Origin of the sequence: Mesorhizobium sp. CO1-1-7, assembly GCF_020164885.1 — a bacterium.
Taxonomy (GTDB): Bacteria; Pseudomonadota; Alphaproteobacteria; order Rhizobiales; family Rhizobiaceae; genus Mesorhizobium; species Mesorhizobium australicum.
In genome coordinates, this window is sequence record NZ_JAIUHA010000002.1 from 171,274 (window position 1) to 190,467 (window position 19,194).

Annotated in this window: 21 protein-coding genes and 1 pseudogene; 10 read left to right on the top strand and 12 right to left on the bottom strand. The window is 62.1% G+C overall.

All coding sequences use genetic code 11. The annotated features are described in order from the left end of the window. Positions 1-5 precede the first annotated feature (5 nt). Together aztC and LB516_RS04260 are read left to right on the top strand one after the other, a co-directional pair. Positions 6-947 carry a zinc ABC transporter substrate-binding protein AztC gene (gene aztC, locus LB516_RS04255; protein ID WP_224719001.1) on the top strand — a complete coding sequence of 314 codons (942 nt, stop codon included), beginning with the start codon at positions 6-8 and terminating at the stop codon, positions 945-947. Between the two features lie 143 nt (positions 948-1,090). Further along, on the top strand, positions 1,091-1,429 hold the full coding sequence (locus tag LB516_RS04260) for a TIGR01244 family sulfur transferase (RefSeq protein WP_224719180.1): 339 nt from the start codon (positions 1,091-1,093) through the stop codon (positions 1,427-1,429). 19 nt (positions 1,430-1,448) lie between these two features. Here the strand turns inward: LB516_RS04260 and LB516_RS04265 are convergent, their stop codons facing one another. Further along, complete coding sequence (locus tag LB516_RS04265; RefSeq protein ID WP_027153898.1) at positions 1,449-1,916, bottom strand: Lrp/AsnC family transcriptional regulator; 468 nt, start codon at positions 1,914-1,916, stop codon at positions 1,449-1,451. A 134-nt stretch (positions 1,917-2,050) separates the two neighbouring features. Here LB516_RS04265 and hppD point away from each other — a divergent pair, with 134 nt between their 5' ends. From hppD to LB516_RS04280, 3 genes are all read left to right on the top strand, one after another. Continuing rightward, positions 2,051-3,163 carry a 4-hydroxyphenylpyruvate dioxygenase gene (hppD, locus tag LB516_RS04270; RefSeq protein ID WP_224719002.1) on the top strand — a complete coding sequence of 371 codons (1,113 nt, stop codon included), beginning with the start codon at positions 2,051-2,053 and terminating at the stop codon, positions 3,161-3,163. A gap of 66 nt (positions 3,164-3,229) precedes the next feature. Then, a complete protein-coding gene (locus tag LB516_RS04275) occupies positions 3,230-3,454 on the top strand; it encodes a type II toxin-antitoxin system Phd/YefM family antitoxin (RefSeq protein ID WP_015318319.1) in 225 nt (74 codons plus the stop codon). Continuing rightward, positions 3,451-3,828: a type II toxin-antitoxin system VapC family toxin gene (locus LB516_RS04280; RefSeq protein WP_015318320.1), complete on the top strand. Its 378-nt coding sequence runs from the start codon at positions 3,451-3,453 to the stop codon at positions 3,826-3,828. The genes LB516_RS04275 and LB516_RS04280 overlap by 4 nt, the downstream gene beginning before the upstream one ends. A 4-nt stretch (positions 3,829-3,832) precedes the next feature. Here the strand turns inward: LB516_RS04280 and LB516_RS04285 are convergent, their stop codons facing one another. Genes LB516_RS04285 through hmgA form a run of 4 tightly spaced genes read right to left on the bottom strand, consistent with a single transcriptional unit; the run spans position 3,833 to position 7,613 of the window. Further along, entirely contained in the window at positions 3,833-4,369 is a 537-nt protein-coding gene (locus LB516_RS04285; RefSeq protein WP_224719181.1) for a DinB family protein, read from the bottom strand. 21 nt (positions 4,370-4,390) lie between these two features. Continuing rightward, the gene (locus tag LB516_RS04290) at positions 4,391-5,404 is read right to left on the bottom strand and encodes a fumarylacetoacetate hydrolase family protein (RefSeq protein ID WP_224719003.1); all 1,014 of its coding nucleotides are present in this window, start codon (positions 5,402-5,404) and stop codon (positions 4,391-4,393) included. After that, positions 5,401-6,288 (bottom strand): MBL fold metallo-hydrolase, encoded by an 888-nt coding sequence (locus LB516_RS04295; protein ID WP_224641543.1) that lies wholly within the window; start codon positions 6,286-6,288, stop codon positions 5,401-5,403. The genes LB516_RS04290 and LB516_RS04295 overlap by 4 nt, the downstream gene beginning before the upstream one ends. Positions 6,289-6,299: 11 nt before the next feature. After that, positions 6,300-7,613: a homogentisate 1,2-dioxygenase gene (hmgA, locus tag LB516_RS04300; RefSeq protein WP_224682365.1), complete on the bottom strand. Its 1,314-nt coding sequence runs from the start codon at positions 7,611-7,613 to the stop codon at positions 6,300-6,302. 87 nt (positions 7,614-7,700) lie between these two features. On the opposite strand from hmgA, the gene LB516_RS04305 reads away from it, so the two are divergent. Next, positions 7,701-8,138 (top strand): MarR family winged helix-turn-helix transcriptional regulator, encoded by a 438-nt coding sequence (locus LB516_RS04305; RefSeq protein WP_224529973.1) that lies wholly within the window; start codon positions 7,701-7,703, stop codon positions 8,136-8,138. A gap of 105 nt (positions 8,139-8,243) precedes the next feature. On the opposite strand, the gene tdh is transcribed toward LB516_RS04305, so the two are convergent. Continuing rightward, a complete protein-coding gene (gene tdh, locus LB516_RS04310) occupies positions 8,244-9,278 on the bottom strand; it encodes an L-threonine 3-dehydrogenase (protein ID WP_015318326.1) in 1,035 nt (344 codons plus the stop codon). Between the two features lie 52 nt (positions 9,279-9,330). Continuing rightward, positions 9,331-10,518: a glycine C-acetyltransferase gene (locus LB516_RS04315; protein WP_224719004.1), complete on the bottom strand. Its 1,188-nt coding sequence runs from the start codon at positions 10,516-10,518 to the stop codon at positions 9,331-9,333. 306 nt (positions 10,519-10,824) lie between these two features. Here LB516_RS04315 and LB516_RS04320 point away from each other — a divergent pair, with 306 nt between their 5' ends. Both LB516_RS04320 and LB516_RS04325 read left to right on the top strand, forming a co-directional pair. Next, positions 10,825-12,897 (top strand): putative bifunctional diguanylate cyclase/phosphodiesterase, encoded by a 2,073-nt coding sequence (locus LB516_RS04320; RefSeq protein ID WP_224719005.1) that lies wholly within the window; start codon positions 10,825-10,827, stop codon positions 12,895-12,897. A gap of 104 nt (positions 12,898-13,001) precedes the next feature. Then, positions 13,002-13,142, top strand: a pseudogene (locus tag LB516_RS04325) (polysaccharide deacetylase family protein); the annotation flags it as partial. A gap of 33 nt (positions 13,143-13,175) precedes the next feature. Here LB516_RS04325 and LB516_RS04330 read toward each other — a convergent pair. Continuing rightward, positions 13,176-13,604: a MarR family winged helix-turn-helix transcriptional regulator gene (locus LB516_RS04330; RefSeq protein WP_015318329.1), complete on the bottom strand. Its 429-nt coding sequence runs from the start codon at positions 13,602-13,604 to the stop codon at positions 13,176-13,178. 145 nt (positions 13,605-13,749) lie between these two features. Here LB516_RS04330 and LB516_RS04335 point away from each other — a divergent pair, with 145 nt between their 5' ends. After that, positions 13,750-14,157: a hypothetical protein gene (locus tag LB516_RS04335; RefSeq protein ID WP_140617114.1), complete on the top strand. Its 408-nt coding sequence runs from the start codon at positions 13,750-13,752 to the stop codon at positions 14,155-14,157. A 100-nt stretch (positions 14,158-14,257) separates the two neighbouring features. On the opposite strand, the gene LB516_RS04340 is transcribed toward LB516_RS04335, so the two are convergent. Beyond that, positions 14,258-16,303 carry an FAD-dependent oxidoreductase gene (locus LB516_RS04340; protein WP_224719006.1) on the bottom strand — a complete coding sequence of 682 codons (2,046 nt, stop codon included), beginning with the start codon at positions 16,301-16,303 and terminating at the stop codon, positions 14,258-14,260. A 57-nt stretch (positions 16,304-16,360) separates the two neighbouring features. On the opposite strand from LB516_RS04340, the gene queF reads away from it, so the two are divergent. Further along, a complete protein-coding gene (gene queF, locus LB516_RS04345; protein ID WP_224719007.1) occupies positions 16,361-16,822 on the top strand; it encodes a preQ(1) synthase in 462 nt (153 codons plus the stop codon). Positions 16,823-16,830: 8 nt separating this feature from the next. Here the strand turns inward: queF and LB516_RS04350 are convergent, their stop codons facing one another. The 3 genes from LB516_RS04350 to LB516_RS04360 all read right to left on the bottom strand — a co-directional run bounded on the left by LB516_RS04350 (position 16,831) and on the right by LB516_RS04360 (position 19,175). Then, entirely contained in the window at positions 16,831-17,439 is a 609-nt protein-coding gene (locus LB516_RS04350) for a hypothetical protein (protein ID WP_140617116.1), read from the bottom strand. Between the two features lie 4 nt (positions 17,440-17,443). Then, a complete protein-coding gene (locus LB516_RS04355) occupies positions 17,444-17,920 on the bottom strand; it encodes a DUF3828 domain-containing protein (protein WP_224719008.1) in 477 nt (158 codons plus the stop codon). 145 nt (positions 17,921-18,065) lie between these two features. After that, entirely contained in the window at positions 18,066-19,175 is a 1,110-nt protein-coding gene (locus LB516_RS04360) for a mandelate racemase/muconate lactonizing enzyme family protein (protein ID WP_140661892.1), read from the bottom strand. Between the last annotated feature and the right edge of the window lie 19 nt (positions 19,176-19,194).

Genomic DNA, 19,194 nt, shown 5'->3' on the forward strand with positions numbered 1-19,194 from the left:
CGCTTATGCTGAAAACGATCCACGCCGCCCTGACATTGAGCGTTATAACATTAACCGCCTTTGGCGCATCGTCGGCCTTTGCGGCGCCGTTGAAGGTGGTCGCGAGTTTCACGGTCATCGCCGATTTCGCAAGAAATGTCGGCGGCGATCGCGTCAACATCACCACCATCGTCGGCCCCGACGGCGACGCGCATGTCTATGAGCCGAGCCCTGCCGATGCGGTTGCCATGGCGGGCGCCGATATTGTGCTGGTCAACGGCCTGCATTTCGAAGGTTTTCTGCAGCGCCTCGTCGATGCCAGCGCCACCAAGGCCTCGATCGTAACCTTGACCAAGAGCGTGACGCCGATCGACTTCAAGCCTGAATTCGCCGATGCCGACGCGGCAGAAGGCGCTGGCACCGGCGGCGGCAAGACGGTCACCGACCCGCACGCCTTCCAGTCGATCGCCAATGCCAGGATCTATGTAAAGAACATTGCCGAGGCTTTCTGCGCGGCCGACAGCGATGGCTGCATCAGCTACCAGACCAATGCGGCAGCCTATACAAAGAAGCTCGACGCGCTCGAAAACGAGGTCAAGGCGGCGATCCAGTCTATCCCCGAGGCAAAGCGCGTGGTCATCACCTCGCATGACGCTTTCGGCTATTTCGAGCACGAATACGGCCTCACCTTCCTCGCCCCCCAAGGTCTCTCGACGGACTCCGAGCCATCCGCCGCCGACGTCGCCAAGCTGGTCGAGCAGGTCAAGCAGGACAAAGCGGCGGCGATCTTCGTCGAGAACATCACCAATCCGCGCCTGATCGAGCAGATCGCCAGCGAGACCGGCATCAAGGTCGGCGGCACGCTCTATTCGGACGCGCTGTCGCAGCCCGACGGCCCGGCCTGGACCTATATCGACATGATGCACAACAACATCACGCAGATCAAAGGCGCGATCCTCGGCAGTTGAGTCGCTCCGACCAAACCGGGCCCTGGGTCCGGTTGGATTTTCTGGTCAGCACTCGCTATTTGGCAGAGAAATCCCCCGGCATGGATTGCCGCCCATGCCGGAGAGTGGCAAGATTGCCCAACCAGATTTGCGAGGACGACACAATGGAATACCGCCAGATCAGCGAGGACTATTCGGTCTCAGGCCAGATCCAGCCCGAGGACGTCGCCGCCATCAAGGCCGCCGGCTTCAGGAGCGTGATCTGCAACCGGCCTGACGATGAGCAGCCCGGCCAGCCTTCGGCCGATACGCTCAAGGCGGCAGTCGAGGCCGCCGGGCTCGCCTTCCGCTACATCCCGGTCATCAGCGGCCAGATCACGGCTGTGAATGTCGAGGACCAGGCCGAGGCGCTGGACGAACTCGAAGGCCCGGTGTTCGCCTATTGCCGCTCAGGTGCGCGTTGCACCAACCTTTATGGGCTGATCCAGCAGTCGAAGGGCTGACGCCCCGGGATGGATGCCATCAGATCGGCAGCGCGCCGGTCTCCTTCAGCGTCTCCAGCACGATTGCCGTCTTCACATGCTGTACGGATTCGTGCGGCAGGAGCACGCCATTGACGAACTCCGACAGGGATTTGAGATCGGGCGTCACCACCTTGAGAATGTAGTCCATCTCACCGGTCAGCGCATGCGCTTCCTGCACCTCGGGCAGCCGCGCCACCAGCTCACCGAAACGGCGCGCATTGTCACGATTATGGGTGGCCAGGGTCACCGAGATGACGTTCACCAGCGAGAAGCCGAGCTTGTCGCGGTCGAGGACGGCGCGGTAGCCCCTGATGTAGCCGTCTTCCTCCAGCCGTTGGCGGCGTCGCGAACATTGCGAGGCCGACAGGTTCACCCGCTCCGAAAGGTCGTTGTTGGTGAGCCGCGCATCGCCCTGCAACAGCGCCATTATCTTGCGGTCGAATTGATCTATACGCGCCTCGTCCACGATCTTTCCTTGTTTCATGCAAGATTTGCGCATGACTTGATCATTTCAAGCGCTTGAATGCAAGCACCGTGCGACCGCCCCGCGCTATGATGGATGATGGTCTTCTCAGGCCAAACCAGCTTCGGAGGATTATCATGGGCCCTTTCCCGCACGATGCGCCGCCCGCCAAGATCAGCAAGGCGAACCCCGCCGGCACAGATGGTTTCGAATTCGTCGAGTTCGCGCATTCCGAACCGGAAAAGCTCGCCGAACTCTTCACCCGTATGGGCTATGTCGCGGTGGCGAAGCACCGCACCAAGGACATCACCGTCTGGCGGCAAGGCGACATCAACTATGTGGTCAACGCCGAGCCCGGCTCACATGCGATGAAGTTCGTCGACAAGCACGGTCCTTGCGCCGCTTCGATGGCGTGGCGGGTTGTCGACGCCAAGCATGCCTTCAACCACGCGGTGTCGAAAGGCGCCACGCCTTACGAAGGCACCGACAAGACGCTCGACGTACCGGCGATCGTCGGCATCGGCGGCTCGCTGCTCTACTTCATTGAAACCTATGGGGAGAAGGGCTCGGCTTATGAGGCCGAGTTCGAATGGCTGGGCGAACGCGACCCCAGGCCGGAAGGGGTCGGCTTCTATTTCCTCGACCACCTCACGCACAATGTCTATCGCGGCAACATGGACAAATGGTGGGATTTCTACCGCGATCTGTTCGGCTTCAAGCAGATCCATTTCTTCGACATCGACGGCAAGATCACGGGCCTAGTCAGCCGGGCGATCACCTCGCCCTGCGGCAAGATCCGCATTCCGCTCAACGAGTCCAAGGATGAAACCAGCCAGATCGCCGAATATCTGAAGAAGTACAATGGCGAAGGCATCCAGCACATCGCGGTGGGAACCGACGAGATCTACGCCGCCACCGACAAGCTCGCGGAGAACGGGCTGAAATTCATGCCCGGCCCGCCCGAGACCTACTATGACATGTCGTATGACCGCGTGAACGGCCATGATGAGCCGATCGAGCGGATGAAGAAGCATGGCATCCTGATCGACGGCGAAGGTGTGGTCGACGGCGGCATGACCAAGATTCTTTTGCAGATCTTTTCGAAGACCGTGATCGGGCCGATCTTCTTCGAGTTCATCCAGCGCAAGGGCGACGAAGGCTTTGGCGAGGGCAATTTCCGCGCGCTGTTCGAATCGATCGAGCAGGACCAGATCAAGCGCGGTGTGATCAAGGTTCAGGCGGCAGAGTAATTTCTCCGGCTCCGCTTGCGGCTCGACTAATTATGACCTAAATTTTGGTCATAAGAGGTCGAGCCCATGAATGTGTCCATTGCAGAAGCCAAGGCAAAACTGTCGGAACTGATCAGCCGTGCGCAAGCTGGCGAAGAGATCGTGCTTACACGTCACGGCAAGATCGCGGCTCGGCTGGTGCCACCGCTCGGCGAAAATCTCCTGCCCCGTATTGGCGCCTTAAAGGGCAAGATTTGGATAGCGGACGATTTTGACGAACTCGGTCCCGAATGGGACGAATACGTCAAATGACTGCCGGCTCCTTTCTTGCCGATACGCAAATTATCCTTTGGTCTATTAAGGACGACCCTCGACTCAGCGAGGAGCATCGGGCTGTCCTTGCATCGGACGCGACCGTTTACGCCAGCGCGGCAAGCGTTTGGGAAATCGCGATCAAGCGCTCGATCGGCAAACTCGACGTTCCGGACGACCTGCCGGCGTTACTCCCGAGAATGCAATTCCAGCCGCTGACCATCACGTTTCAGCATGCGCATGTTGTCGGCCGCCTTCCCCGCCACCATGGTGATCCGTTCGACCGGCTGCTGATCGCCCAAGCGCAGGTCGAGAATCTCACCATCCTGACAGCGGACAAGCAATTTGCTCTCTATGACGTCGCGCTGGCATGACGTTTCATAATCCCAGCCGTTCGACCTCCGCTGTTCTCAACTTAACGTCATAATCCAGCAAAAACTCGTCCAACTGCGGCGGCGCTACGGAGGTACCCGCGAGCATGGCATGCACCTGGCCGCGATGGTGGATGTCGTGCAGGAAGACGTGCGCCAGGATATCGCCGATCTTTTCCGGGATCATGCCGTCCTCGCGCCGGTCGGTGATCACGCGGCGATGGAGATCGCTTTCCGACAAGCCATCGCAGAAGGCGATCAGCCGCCGGTCGGCCGCAAGCTGAGCCAGGTAAAGCTCGGGCGCGGCATCGAAAGGCACGAAGTCATCGTAGGCAGCCGCACCGAGGCCGCCGTCTTCGAGAAAATCGAGATAGAGATGATCGACCGCGAGGACATGGTTGAGCGTTGCCTTGATCGACGGGAAAAAGTTGGTGCGCTCGGCCTCGAATTCACCGGGCTTCAGCGCAAGCACGGCGCGATAGAGTCGGTCGTTCGACCAGAGATTGTTCTTCGCCATGCGACGCAGATAATCCAGCAGGTCCATCACTCAAACCTCTCATTGTGCCTACCGCTGGTATTTCTCGACCTTCTGCTCGATGGCGCCGAAGATCGAATGCCCTGATCTGTCCTTCATCTCGATGCGCACGGTGTCGCCGAAGCGCAGGAAAGGTGTCTTGGGCTCGCCTGACACAATGGTCTCGATCATGCGCAGTTCGGCGATGCAGGAATAACCGGCTCCGCCCGCAGAGACCGGCTTGCCCGGGCCGCCGTCGAGTTTGTTGGACACCGTACCAGAGCCGATGATGGTGCCTGATACCAGCGGCCTTGTGCGGGCGGCGTGAGCAATCAGCGCCGGAAAATCGAAGGTCATGTCGACACCGGCATCGGCGCGGCCGAACGGCTTGCCGTTGATGTCGGCAAGCAGCAGCAGATTGACCTTGCCGCCGTCCCAGGCATCGCCCAGCTCATCCGGCGTCACCGCGACCGGAGAGAAGGCGGAGGACGGTTTCGACTGGAAGAAGCCGAATCCCTTGGCCAGTTCCGGCCCGGTCAGCGCGCGCAGCGTGACATCGTTGACCAGCATGACCAGCCGGATCGCGGCGCGCGCTTCCTCGAGGCTGGCGCCCATCGGCACATCGTCGACGATGACGGCGATCTCGGCTTCCATGTCGATGCCGAAGGCCTCGTCCGCTAGACGGATCGGATCGCGCGGGGCAACGAAGGAATCCGAGCCACCCTGGTAGATCAGCGGGTCGGTCCAGAAGCTTGCCGGCATCTCGACGCCGCGCGCCTTCCGCACCAGTTCGACATGGTTCACATAGGCCGAGCCGTCGGCCCATTGATAGGCGCGCGGCAGCGGCGAATGCGCGTCATGCTCGTGAAAACGGGCCGCCGGCATCGCATTGTTCTCCAGCGATTCCGCTATGGTCGCGAGATGCGGCGAGATCCTGCGCCAGTCGTCGAGTGCGGCCTGCAGCGTCCGCGCCAGGAACGAGGCGTCCGTGTATTGCGTCAGGTCGCGCGAAACGACGACGAGTTTTCCGTCGCGTGCTCCGTCCTTCAGCGTGGCAAGCTTCATGCGGTTCCCTCTCCTGATGCGGCCTTGGCGCCGCTTAACTCCACAACAAGGCCGTCGCGAGCGATCGTCAAGTCGCCAGCCCATGTTTTCCTGACAGCGGCTATCCAGTCGACCTCGCCGATCTCGGTATCGTCGGCTGGAATGAGGTGATTGAGCACCAATCTTTTGACGCCGGCATCGCTGGCGATACGGCCTGCCTCCTCGGCAAAGCTGTGACTGGCGAGCAGATGTTCCCTGAGCCGCGCGCCATTGCCGGTTCTGGCAACCAGCCGCTCGATGCCTTCTTCCAGCATGGCTTCATGGACGAGGATAGCAGCGCCATCGGCAAAATCGGCCAGCGGCGGAAAGAAAGCAGTATCGGCCGAGAACACCACGCTGTTTCCCCCATGCTCGAAGCGCAAGGCGAAGCAATCGGTCACCGGCGGATGGTCGACGCGCAGTGCCGTCACCTTCAGTCCGCGCTCCTCGACCACATGCCCTTGGCCGAATTCGTCGACAGAAACCAACTCGCGAATATCGGGGCGGCCCTCGTCGGCGATGCGGATCTCGATGTCGAATTCCATCGCCTGACAAAAGCGCCGCCAGTAGTGGCCAAGCCCAGGCGGCCCGAACACGGTGACCGGCGTCGCCAAGCCAGCCGTCCATGCGGTGTGGATCAGCGGCCCGAGTTCCAGCACATGGTCGGAATGCAGATGCGTGATGAAGATCAGGTCGAGTGCCTTCAGGCTGACACCGGCATCGACCAGGCCGCGCGTCACGCCGAGCCCGCAATCGACGACGATGGCTCGCCCGCCGATTTCGAGCAGCGTCGAGCTCGGCCACGGCCCGCCCGGCCGCAGTGCCGGACCGCCTTTCGACCCGAGCAGCACCAGCCGGTCCGGCATTGGCTTGCCGCTCAAGACCAGTCGCCCTCGGGCTTGCCATTGAACCGCTTCTTCAGGTCGGCCCAGCAATCGATGTAGTTGTCCTGCCGGGTTTCGAGTTCGGCGCCGTAGCGGGTCAGCATCTGCGGAAAGCGGGTCTCGAACATGAAGGCCATGGTGTTGTCGAGCTTGACCGGTTTCAGGTCCGCGCGCGAGGCTTTTTCGAAGCCAGGCGCATCCGGGCCATGGGCCAGCATCAGATTGTGCAGGCTGATGCCGCCGGGCACGAAACCTTCCTCCTTCGCGTCGTACTGGCCGTGGATCAGGCCCATGAACTCGCTCATGATATTGCGATGGTACCAGGGCGGCCGGAACGTATCTTCCGCCACCAGCCAGCGCGGCGGGAAGATGACGAAATCGATGTTGGCGGTGCCTTCCTCGCCGCTCGGCGCCGTCAGCACGGTGAAGATCGACGGATCGGGGTGATCGAACAGCAGCGCACCGACCGGCGAAAAGGTCGCCAGATCATATTTATAGGGCGCGTAGTTGCCATGCCAGGCAACGACGTCGAGCGGCGAATGGCCGATCTCGGTGACGTGAAAATTACCGCACCATTTCACGATCAGCCGGCACGGCGTCTCCTTCTCCTCGAACCAGGCGCAAGGCGTCTTGAAGTCGCGCGGGTTGGCCAGGCAATTGGCGCCGATCGGGCCGCGGTCAGGCAGCGTTAGCTTGGCGCCGTAATTCTCGCAGACATAGCCGCGCACTTCGGCGTCGACCAGTTCGACCTTGAAGACGAGGCCGCGCGGCAGCACGGCGATTTCACCGGGCCGAAGCTCGATAACGCCCATCTCGGTGATGAAGCGCAAGCTGCCCACCTGCGGCACGATCAGCAGCTCGCCGTCGGCGTTGAAGAAATGATCGTCGGTCATCGAGCGGTTGGCGACATAGACATGGGCAGCCATGCCGGTCTGGCCAAGCACGTCGCCGGCGGTGGTGATGGTGCGCATACCCTTGATGAAGTCGGTCGGCTCTTTCGGCATCGGCACCGGATTCCAGCGGTACTGGCCAAGCGCCAGCTCGTGGTCGCCGACATTGGGGGCGCTCTTCCACAGGGGATAACTCGCCGCCTTGAACCTGCCCGTGTGCTTGACGCTCGGCCGGATGCGATAGAGCCAGGAGCGCTCATTGGTGCCGCGCGGCGCGGTGAAGGGCGAGCCTGAAAGCTGCTCGGCATAGAGGCCGTAGGCCGGCCGCTGCGGCGAGTTGCGTCCCTGCGGCAGCGAGCCGGGCAAGGTTTCGGTTTCGAAGTCGTTGCCGAAACCCGGCATATAGGAAAAGGCCATTGCTTCCTCCCGGATTGACCAAATTGGTTTCATTTGTAACCATCGAAAATGTAACTATCAATCTTCCGTTTTTCCCGGATGCGGACAATGGACATTCTCGAACTCGAAAGCTTTCTGCCCTACCGGCTCTACCGCCTTGCAGATGCGGTCAGCCGCGAATTCTCGAAGGTCTATAAGGACCGCCATGGCCTGACCCGGCCCGAATGGCGCACGTTGTCGGGATTGGGACAGCGCGGCACGATGACCGCGACGGAACTTGGCGAGCAGTCGGCCATGCACAAGACCAAGGTCTCGCGCGCCGTGGCCGAGTTAGAACGGCGGCGCTGGCTGGTACGAACACCTGACGAGAACGACGGCCGCGTCGAGCACTTGACGCTTACCAAAGTCGGGCTTGCAGCCTATCGCGAGATGGTGCCGCTGGCGCAGAGTTTCGAGCGGGAACTGCTGGCGAAACTTGGCGTGGACGAACGTGCGGCGATTGTGCGTGGGGTGGCGGCGCTGGAGAAGGCGTTGGAAGAAAAGTAGCGCTGAAAGAATGGGGATAGGCTGGCGGGACAGCGCCACCTCTGTCCGGCAGGACAGAGGGGACGCCTCGCGCAGACGTTTCACCGGATAGCGCTATGCGCGCCGTTACCAGTCCATCACCACCTTGCCGGAACTGCCGCTGCGCATCGCATCGAAGCCGGCCTGGAAATCGTCGATGCCGATGCGGTGCGTGATGAGCGCGGAGACGTCGAGCGGGCCCTGTACCAGGGCGATCATCTTGTACCAGGTCTCGAACATCTCGCGGCCGTAGATGCCCTTCAAGTGCAGCATCTTGAAGATGACCTTGTTCCAGTCGATCTCGAAACCAGTCGGGGCGATGCCGAGGATGGCGATCTTGCCGCCATTGTTCATGGTGTCGATCATGTCGCGGAAGGCGGGCGCGGCGCCCGACATCTCCAACCCGACATCGAAACCTTCCGTCATGCCGAGTGCCGGCATGACGTCGCGCAGCTTCTCCTGCGAAGCGTCGACGACATGCTGGACGCCGAGTTTCTTCGCCAGCGCCAGGCGCACCGGGTTGATGTCAGTGATGACAACCTTGCGTGCGCCGACGCACTGCGCCACCAGCGCGCCCATGATGCCGATCGGTCCGGCGCCGGTAACCAGCACATCCTCGCCGACCAGATCGAAGGACAACGCCGTGTGGACCGCATTGCCCAGGGGATCGAAGATCGCGGCAATCTCGTCCGGCACGTCGTCGGGGATCGGCACCACATTGTGCTGGGGAATGGCCAGGTACTCGCCGAAGGCGCCGGGACGGTTGACGCCGACGCCGAGCGTGTTACGGCACAGATGTCCCCTGCCCGCGCGGCAGTTGCGGCAATGGCCGCAGACGATGTGTCCCTCGCCCGACACCCGCTGGCCGACCTTGTATTCGGTGACCGCGGCACCAAAGTCGGCGACCGTGCCGACGAATTCGTGGCCGGTAACCATCGGCACAGGAACCGTCTTTTGCGCCCACTGGTCCCAGTTGTAGATGTGGACGTCGGTGCCGCAGATTGCGGTCTTCTTGATCTTGATCAGCACATCGTTGGGGCCGATCTCCGGCACCGGAACCTCTTCCATCCAGATGCCCGGTTCGGCCTTGGCCTTCACCAGTGCCTTCATCATGTTCGACATTCTCTTGTCCCTTGAATCTCTTGATCCGGAATCGCTTTTCGCTACCGGCCCTTCAGGAAATCACGCCCAATTCCCTGCCGACCGCTCCGAACGCTTCCACGGCCCGGTCGATGTCGGCGCTGGAGTGCGCCGCCGACATCTGGGTGCGGATGCGGGCTTGGCCCTTCGGCACCACAGGGAATGAGAATCCAATGACGTAGATACCACGCTTCAGCATGCGCGCCGCCATCTCCTGCGCCAATGTGGCATCGCCCAGCATCACCGCGATAATCGGATGGTCGGCCCCGGCCAGCGTGAAGCCAAGCTTGCCCATCTGGGACCTGAACCGCGCCGCATTGGCATATAGGCGCTCGCGCAATCCGTCGCCATTGCGGATCAGCTCGAACACCTTGATCGAGGCGCCGGCGATCGCCGGCATCAGCGTGTTGGAGAAGAGATAAGGCCGCGAGCGCTGGCGCAGCCAGTCGACCACCTGCTTCTTGCCCGAGGTGTAGCCGCCCGAAGCGCCGCCGAGCGCCTTGCCGAGCGTGCCCGTGATGATGTCCACCCTGCCCTCGACACCGCAATGCTCGGGCGAACCGCGCCCGTTTCCGCCGACGAAGCCGACCGCATGGCTGTCATCCACCATGACCATGGCGTCGTATTTTTCGGCCAGGTCGCAGACGCCTGAGAGATTGGCGATGATGCCGTCCATGGAAAACACGCCGTCGGTGGCGATCAGCCGGAAGCGGCAATCCTTGGCTTCCTTCAGGCGTGCCTCAAGATCGGCCATGTCGTTGTTGGCGTAGCGAAAGCGTTTGGCCTTTGACAGCCGGACGCCGTCGATGATCGAGGCGTGATTGAGCGCGTCGGAAATGATTGCGTCTTCCTCGCCAAGCAGCGTCTCGAACAGGCCGCCATTGGCGTCGAAGCAGGAGCCGTAGAGGATGGTGTCCTCCAAGCCGAGGAACGATGAAATCGTCGTCTCGAGCTGCTTGTGTTCTTCCTGCGTCCCGCAGATGAAGCGTACCGAGGCCATGCCGTAGCCGTAGCGGTCGAGCGCCTGCGTGGCCGCCGCGCGCAGTTCCGCGCTGTCGGCAAGGCCGAGATAGTTGTTGGCGCAGAAGTTCAGCACTTTCTCGCCGCCGACCTCGATCTCAGCCGACTGCATCGAGGAAATCACCCGCTCGGACTTGTAGAGCCCGGCAGATTTCAACCCGGCAAGCTCGCTGTCGATATGGGAGAGAAATGCTGCGGTCATGATCGGGCCCCGTTTGACGTCGGCAGACTGTCGTCCCGCCCGCACAAAAAATCCATCGCAAAAGCGACCGGATCAGGTGGCCGGGCAGCATCAGCTGGGACGTTCCGACATTGCCCAGGTGACCACCCGGAAACGCATGGGCCGACGAATGCTCAAATGCGGGCCGGCCGCGAAAGAACCCGATAACCATTTCGTGATCTTTCCGCCTCTCGTCCGCGCCGGCCGGCCGTCGATTTCCAGTCCTGTTAACGTTTGCAGTTCAATGGTGCTCGCATAAATCCGTTGGCGAGAGGACCGCCCCCGAACATGTCTCAGCAGCCGGTGCAAACCGTTTCAGGCAAGCTCATACTGCTGATCAAGGCTGGCTACTGGCTGGCGCTGCTGATCATTGCCGCCATGGTCGCGGCCTCCTTCGTCCTGCTGCAGCAGACGATGGCCACGCAGCAGCACAACAACACCTTGCTCGACATCGTCGGTACGCAGAAGACGCTGTCGCAGCGCATCGTCTTCCTGGCCAACGCAACGGGCGCCGCCTCGCGCGACAAGCAGCCGGCGCTGGTCAGCGCGCTGAAGCAGGCCACGGCGGAGTTCGAGACGAACTACGATCTGCTGCTCAAGCAGACGGGCGCGGATCCGCAATCGCCAGCCAAGCTCGATGCGAAGTCGATCCAGAGCGTGCTTTTCGCCAAGCCCTTTCATCTGGACTATTTCTCGGTTGGCCTGATCGCCAATGGCGACCGGCTGGTCTCCGCACTGGAATCGCAACTCAATCTTGGCGACAATGGCGGCTACAAGGGCGGCGCCGAACGCGTCAATCTCGATGCCTCGGTCGCCAATGCCACGCTGTCGGGCTATGCCGCGCTCGGCCAGCGCATCAGCGCCGATGCCGACGAGCGCTCCGAAAAGCTGCTCTCCCTCCACCGCACGCTGTTCTACGCCACACTCGGCGTCATCCTGCTGGTGGCGCTGTTCATCTTCAGGCCGATGTCCAACGCGATCCTGCGCAAGACGCGTGAGTTGGTCGACGCGCGCAATTCGATGGCCTTCATCGCGGTGCATGACGGCCTGACCGGCCTGCACAACCGCACCTTCCTCACCGACCATTTCGAGACGCTGATCAAGGGCGCGCATCGCCGGCGCGAGCGCCTGGCCGTAGTCCAGCTCGACCTCGACCGCTTCAAGCAGATCAACGATACGCTGGGTCACGCCGCCGGCGATTATGTCCTGGTCGTGACGGCACAGCGCATGCGCGATTCCTGCCGCGCGTCGGATCTGTGCGCGCGGCTCGGCGGCGACGAATTCGTGATGATCCTCAACGGAGCCGGCAGCACCGAGGACATCAACATGCTGGCACGGCGCATCCTGGTGCACATCAACGAGCCGATCGTGTTCCAGGGCACCACCATTCTCCCGGGCGCCAGCGGCGGCATCGCGGTCTATCCGATCGATGCCGACAATGCGCAGGACCTGCTCGTCCATGCCGATCTGGCGCTCTACTCCGCCAAGAAAATGGGTGGCGGCAACTTCTCGTTCTTCTCCGAGGAACTGCGCCGCGAACTCGACTACCGCAAGCAGCTCGAACACGACATCAAGGTCGCCATTTCGGAAAAGGCGTTCCAGGTCTATTTCCAGCCGCAGGTCTCGCTGACCGACGGCACCATCAGCGGCATCGAAGCGCTCGTGCGCTGGAATCATCCCGAGCGCGGCATGATCTCGCCGGGCGAATTCATCCCGGTCGCCGAGAAATGCGGCTTCATGCCGGAGATCGGCCGTATCGTGATCAGCAAGGCGATCAACGAGGCCGCCGAATGGAACCGGACCGGGATTGCTTTCGGCCGGCTTGCGGTCAATGTCTCGGGTACCGAGTTGCGCGAGCATGATTTCGATGCGTTTTTGTTCGATACGCTGGAGAAAGCCGGACTGCCGCCGCAGAAACTGTCGCTGGAAATCGTCGAATCCGTCATTCTGGACGACGAGAAGACCGGCATCGCGGCGAAGCTGCGTCATATCAGGGCGGCCGGCGTGCATCTGGAGCTCGATGATTTCGGCACCGGCTACGCTTCGCTCAGCCACGTCAATCCCAACGAGATCGACAGGCTCAAGATCGACCGTCGCTTCGTGCAAAACGTCCATGAGAATGGCGACAACTCCAAGATCGTGCGCGCCATCACTGAACTTGCGCGGGGGCTGGGCATCTCCATCGTCGCCGAGGGTGCCGAAACCGAGGCCGAGCTCGATTCGCTGATGGCGATCGGCTGCGACCAGGTGCAGGGCTATTCCATCGCCTTCCCGATGCCGCATGACAAGGCGCTGGAATGGCTGACCGCCCGCATGCCGAAGAAAGCCAGGCTGACGGTATTGCAGGGAAGCCTGGCGTAACCCGGCCAGCCTTGACAAGCAGCCGCGGAAATGGCGGCCTGTCCTGACCGCGAGGGGATAGCGGCTCCATGACATTCTTTCGGCTTGCCCTGGCAGCCATGTTGATGTCGGCGTTGCCTGCCCATGGCGCGGATCGCACCATCTATCTCACCTTCGACGACGGTCCGCTGAACGGTACAAGCAACATCCTCGACGTCTTGGAGGCCGCGCAGGTTCCGGCAACGCTGTTCATGGTCGGTATGCATGCCGAGGCCAGTGCGTCCAACAGGCCGGCATTCCTAGCTCTCTACGTTTTTCCGCAACGCCGCAAGCACCTGCGCAAATTCCGCCAGACGCTCGTCGGACAGTCCTTTGCGAAGCCGCTTGTCGAAGACGAGTGCCGCTTGCCGCAACGTCTCGAACAGCGCTTCTCCCGTCTCCGTCAATTCGACCAGGTGAACCCGGCGGTTAACGGGATCGCGCCGCCGCGTCAACAGGCCCTGCGCTTCCATCGCGTTGAGATGATGGGTCAGCGTCGCGCCCTGGATGCCGATCATGCCGGCGAGTTCGCGCTGATTGGCAAGCTCGCTCGACTTGACAGACAGAAGCGTGAGCCAGACCGGCAATGTGCCGCCTGCTTCAACCAAGGCAGCGTCGAAGGCCTGGGCGACAAGCTTGGCGGTTCGGCCGAGATTCATGCCGACCGGCGGGCGGTCAAATGGTGTCATGATCTGACAGTAGAGCAAGCAGTGGGAATGTGAAACTTGGCTTCATGGTTGACATCTAACCGTTAGATATCTAATTTTGCCTTATTGATGGCATCGCAGCATGGTTGCGGCGCGTAGGCGGTGGGCGAATGAGAGGAATGCGGTCATGCAATATGTTTATATCGCCGTCATCGGCCTGCACGTCATGGCCGGCGTCTTCTGGGCCGGCACGACCATCGCGGTTGGCCGCGATCCGGACATCCGGGCAGAGCGGTTCTTCCGGCCGCAAATGGGCGCGGCCGGTTTGGCTTTCCTGACCGGTTTGCTGCTCTGGTATTTCTTTCATGAGGGTGCTTTTGGCTCGATGGAAAAGGTACTGGCGCTCGGCATTTTGACGGCGCTGATCGCCGCCGGCGTGCAAGGCGCGCTTGTGGGCTCCGCCAGCAGGCAGCTTGCCGGCGCCGATGCCGCGACCCAAACGGCGCTGCGCGCGAAAATGACCAGGGGCGAACGCATCGCCGGCGGGCTGCTGGTCATCACCGTGCTTTGCATGGCGACCGCCAAGATGTTTTAGCATCGCACGGCCGGTGAAAGCCGATCATGCGCGGCGCGCAACGGACCAGAGCGGCAGGTGGCTCTCCTTGCAAAGGCCGTTGCGCGCCACCTGATCGTGATCAAATCCTGATCCCGAACCTGATCCCGTCATAGATGGCGGCGTGGATGTTGCGCGAGGCAACCGCGTCGCCGATGCGCAAGAGCACGAAGCCGCCATCCGCGTTGCGCTTGGGAAAAATGTCGCCGCCGTTGACCAGACGCTCATAGTCAACCGCACCACCGTTCTTCGACAGCGGTTTCAGCGAAAGATACAGATCGTCGAGCGGCGCCGTGCCGTGCTCGACCACCACCTGGTCGACCCTGCGCTCTCCGCGCCAGCCATCGGCGAAATCCGAAGCGAGTTCCGCGATCAGTTGATTGCCCTCGCGCCGCACCGAGCGCAGGCGGGTATTGATGGTGACGGTGACGCCCTTTTCCTGGAAGGCGCTGACATAGGGTACGTGGTTCATGCCGCCCATTTCGGGGGCGAAGAAGCGTTCCGGCGAAACCAGTTCCAGCTTCGAGCCGCTGTTGGCAATCAGTTCGGCCGCGCCCATGCCCTGATGGCCGCCATTGTCGTCGTAGAGCAGCACATTTTCGGCCGGCTTGACGCTGCCGGCCATGATGTCCCAACTCGAGGTGACGAGATTGTCGCCGGAGGCCAGCGGCGGGTTCTGCGGCAGGCCACCGGTGGCGATCACCACGACGTCGGGCGCCAGCGCCAGAACATCGTCCTGTTCCGCCCAGGTGTCATAGCGGATCTCGACGCCGAGCCGGTCGAGTTCGGCCAGCCGCCAGTCGATGATGCCGATCAATTCCTTGCGGCGCGGGTTCTGGGTCGCCAGACGCACCTGGCCGCCCGCTTGTGAGGATGCCTCGAGGATCGTGACTTGATGACCGCGCTCGGCTGCGACGCGCGCCGCCTCCAGCCCACCAGCGCCGGCGCCGACGACCACCACTTTCCGCTTAGGGCCTTCCGTCTTGACAATGACGTGCGGGATATCCGCCTCGCGGCCGGTCGCCGCATTGTGAACGCATAGCGCCTCGCCGCCTTCATAGATGCGGTCGAGACAATAGGTAGCGCCGACACAGGGACGTATCTCGTGCTCGCGGCCCTCCATCACCTTCTTGATGATGTGCGGATCCGCGATATGGGCGCGTGTCATGCCGACCATGTCGAGCTTGCCGGTGGCGATCGCATGGCGCGCGGTGGCGACATCGGAAATGCGCGCCGCGTGGAAGGTCGGGAATTTCGTCGCCGCCCTCACCTCGCCGGCAAAATCGAGATGCGGCGAAGACCGCATGCCGGTCACCGGAATGACCTTGGTGAGCGCCGCGTCGGTCTCGATCGAGCCCCGGATGATGTTGAGGAAATCGAGCTTGCCGGAGTCGGCCAGCCGCCTGGCGATCTCGACGCCCTCCTCCTTCGACAGGCCTTTGTCGAAATCCTCGTCGGCGACCATGCGGATGCCGACGACGAATTTCTCGCCGACCGCCGCCCGCACCGCATCGAGCACCATGTTGGTGAAGCGCAGGCGGTTGTCGAGCGAACCGCCATACTCGTCATCGCGATGATTGGTGGCAGGCGACCAGAAGCCGTCCATCAGATGGCCGTAGGATTCGAACTCGATGCCGTCGAGCCCGGCCGCCTGGCAGCGCTGGGCGGCCGACGCATAGTCGGCGACGATGCGCTCGATGTCCCAGTCCTCGATGGTCTTGGGGAAAGCGCGATGCGCCGGCTCGCGCACCGGCGAAGCCGAGAGCACCGGCAGCCAGTCGGCCTTGTTCCAACCCGTGCGGCGGCCAAGATGGGTGATCTGGATCATCACCTTGCAGTCATGCTCATGGCAGGCATCGGTGAGTTCGGCCAACCACGGCACGATGCGGTCGTCATAGACGTGCAGATTGCCGAAGGCAGCCGGGCTGTCGCGCGAAACGATGGCCGAGCCGGCGGTCATGGTCAGCGCCATGCCGCCCTTGGCCTTTTCGGCATGGTAGAGCCGGTAGCGCTCCTTCGGCATGCCGTCCTCCGAGTAAGCCGGCTCGTGGCTGGTCGACATCACCCGGTTCTTCAGCGTCAAATGCTTGAGCTGGTAGGGTTGGAGAAGCGGGTCGTTGCTGGTCATCGTCTTCCTGCCGTTTTAATTTGTGCTAATGAGCGGCAAATCCAAGGGAAACCGCATATGATCGATACCAAAAGTCTCACCCAGCTCGGCACGCACGTCGAGACGCCACAGAGCCCCGAAGCCGCGGTCCTGGAAACCGTGCCGTTTTCGCGCGGCGACGGGCCGCCGGCGATCGTGCGCTTTACCTGCCCGGAATTCACCTCGCTCTGCCCGGTGACCGGACAGCCGGATTTCGCCCACATCGTCATCGACTACGCACCCGATGCCGCCCTGGTGGAATCGAAGTCGCTCAAGCTGTTCATGACCTCGTTTCGCAACCATGGCGCCTTCCATGAAGACTGCACGGTGATGATCGGACGCCGCATCGTGGCCGCGACCAAGCCGCTCTGGTTGCGCATAGGCGGCTATTGGTATCCGCGCGGCGGCATTCCGATCGATGTGTTCTGGCAGACCGGCGCTCCGCCCGAAGGCGCCTGGCTGCCGGATACCGGCGTCACCCCCTATCGCGGGCGCGGCTAGTTCGGCCATCATTCGCACTGGTACTGGCTGAGCGCCCATTCGCCGGTCACCGACAAAAGGTCCGCTATCTTCCATTCGCCATCGACCTTCTTGAACTTCCATTCGAGGCGGTGCGGGTTACCGGCGACGACGAAGGCGACGATCACCTTGGCCTGGTCGCCATTGATCGCTTCGAGCGTCTTCAGGCTCTTGTCGATCTCGGCCTTGTCGTAGTCCGCATTGTCGAGCGCCATGTTGGGGTCCAGGCACTCGCCCTGCCCGGATTTGCGCAAGGCATCGCTCTTGTCGAGCACGGCTTTCGCCGGATCGATGAAATGGCCGCGCTGAGCAGGATCGACCTCCAGGCCGACCTGATCGTAGAACGGCCGCACCACCGCGGTCGGCGACCCCGGCTGGATTGGAGCGGCAGGCTCGCTTGGCGGCGATGCGACGGGTGGGGTCGGCGGCTCCGCGGCGCCGCCAGGCGGGGTTGCCGGCGGCGTCACGCTGTCATCGGGCGCGGTCCCGGCCGGAGCTTTTGCCGGCGGCGCGCCCAACAGCCCCTGAGCGGCCGCGCCGTTCAAGTCCGCCGCCAGCAGGCACACGGCCGAGAACAAAAGAAGCGTGCGACCGGCCATCGCATCACTCCGGATCTTGGCCCGCCATGCATTCGAGCTGGCTCAGCGTCCAGTCGCTGGTCTTCGATGCAATGTCCGATATCTTCCACTTGCCGTCGACCTTCTTCAGCGACCAGTGCATTTCGCGCTGCGAATCGTCTCCTTCCGGAAAAAGACTGAAACTCGCCACCACCTGCGCCGTATCGCCCTCCACCGTCTCGGACAGCTTCAGTGTCCTGGAAAGGGCCTTCTGGTCGAAATCCTGCGCGTCGAGGCCGGGGTCGAAGTCGATACAGGCGACCTGGTCCGGATTCTTCTTGTTGGCCTGGTCGTTGAGGTCGAACAGTTTCGTCACCGGCTCGGTGAAGCGATCGCGGTATTGCGCGTCGGCCTCGAACTTGACCTGCGGGACATAGAAGAACTTCACGGCGTCGGACGCCGGGCCGGCCAATGCCGCGGCTGATGTGGCAATCGACAGGATGGCAGCGAGCAGCAGTTTCATGGATTTCCCCGAATGCATGGATTTCCCCGAATGTTTGACTGCGGAAGGCAATCAATACCACGCATCGTGCATATCGGCTTTTTTGCGGCTCATGAAGCCTCCTCCGGGCGGCGCGTCTGCTTGCATAGATCAAATCCAACGATCCTTAGTTTCCGAAAGTGGCGATCGGCGCGTTGAGTTGGGAGCGCTCAGGCTTGACACCGAGCCCTGGGATCTGCGGGACGCGTATATGCCCGTTCTCGATCACGATCGGGTTTGCGGGATCAGTATGCCCTTCGATGTACTCCTGCGCGATCCAGGCTCCCTCAAAACGTCTCGGCTCGACGGTAGCGGCGAGGTGGACGCATGCCGCGGCGATGACGTCTCCGCCCCAGGCATCGTCGCAGCTGTGCGGAAGAGATCGTATCGCACACAGGTCGCGGACCGTGGCCATCTTGGTCAGACCACCAAGACGGGTGACCTTCAATCCGAATCCGTCGGCGATACCTGACGAAACTGCCCGAAGCACGGCATTCAAATCCTCGGTACTCTCATCGAGATAGATCGGATGCGTAACGCGCCCTTTGAGGCCTGCGACTTCCTCCATGGTGTTGCAAGGCTGTTCGAACACGAACGGGATTGCCTGGCAAAGCCGATCGATGTGCAGCGCCGCGGCAGCAGTCAGGCCGCGATTGGCGTCGACGGCTATGCGGGCCCTGAAGCCAACCGCCTCCCATACTTTGTGCACAGTGGCGACGTCTTGTTCGAGATCCCGCCCGCCGATCTTGATCTGAAGCCGTGGATATCCGGCGTTGACCTTGTCGGCGGCAATACGCGCGGTCTCGTCCGGAGCACCGACGGTCGTCGAGTAGTATGACGGCACGCGATCGGTGAGCGCACCACCGAGAAGTGTTGAAACAGGGACGCCCAGCCGCTGGCCGGCGAGGTCGAGGAGAGCTATGTCCAAGGCCGCCTTGGCATAGTTGTGACCGTTCAGCCGTTCGTCCATTCGTTTGGCGAGGCGGCGCATGGACGCTGTGTCCTCGCCGATGAGTCCCGGCGCTATTTCAGCAATTGCCGCTCTCGCGCCCAGAGCATGCTGGGGTTGATAAACAGGGCCGATCGGGCAAGTCTCACCCCAGCCTGACAGTCCATCCTCGGTGGTGACTTCAACCAGCGTGCTGTCCAAATTCTGCACGGTGTCGCTGGCCATCCGGTAGGCACCGCCTTTAACAGGCAGAAGCATCTGATAGACTTTGATTGACCTGATACGCATTCAGACATCAGCCCCGTTC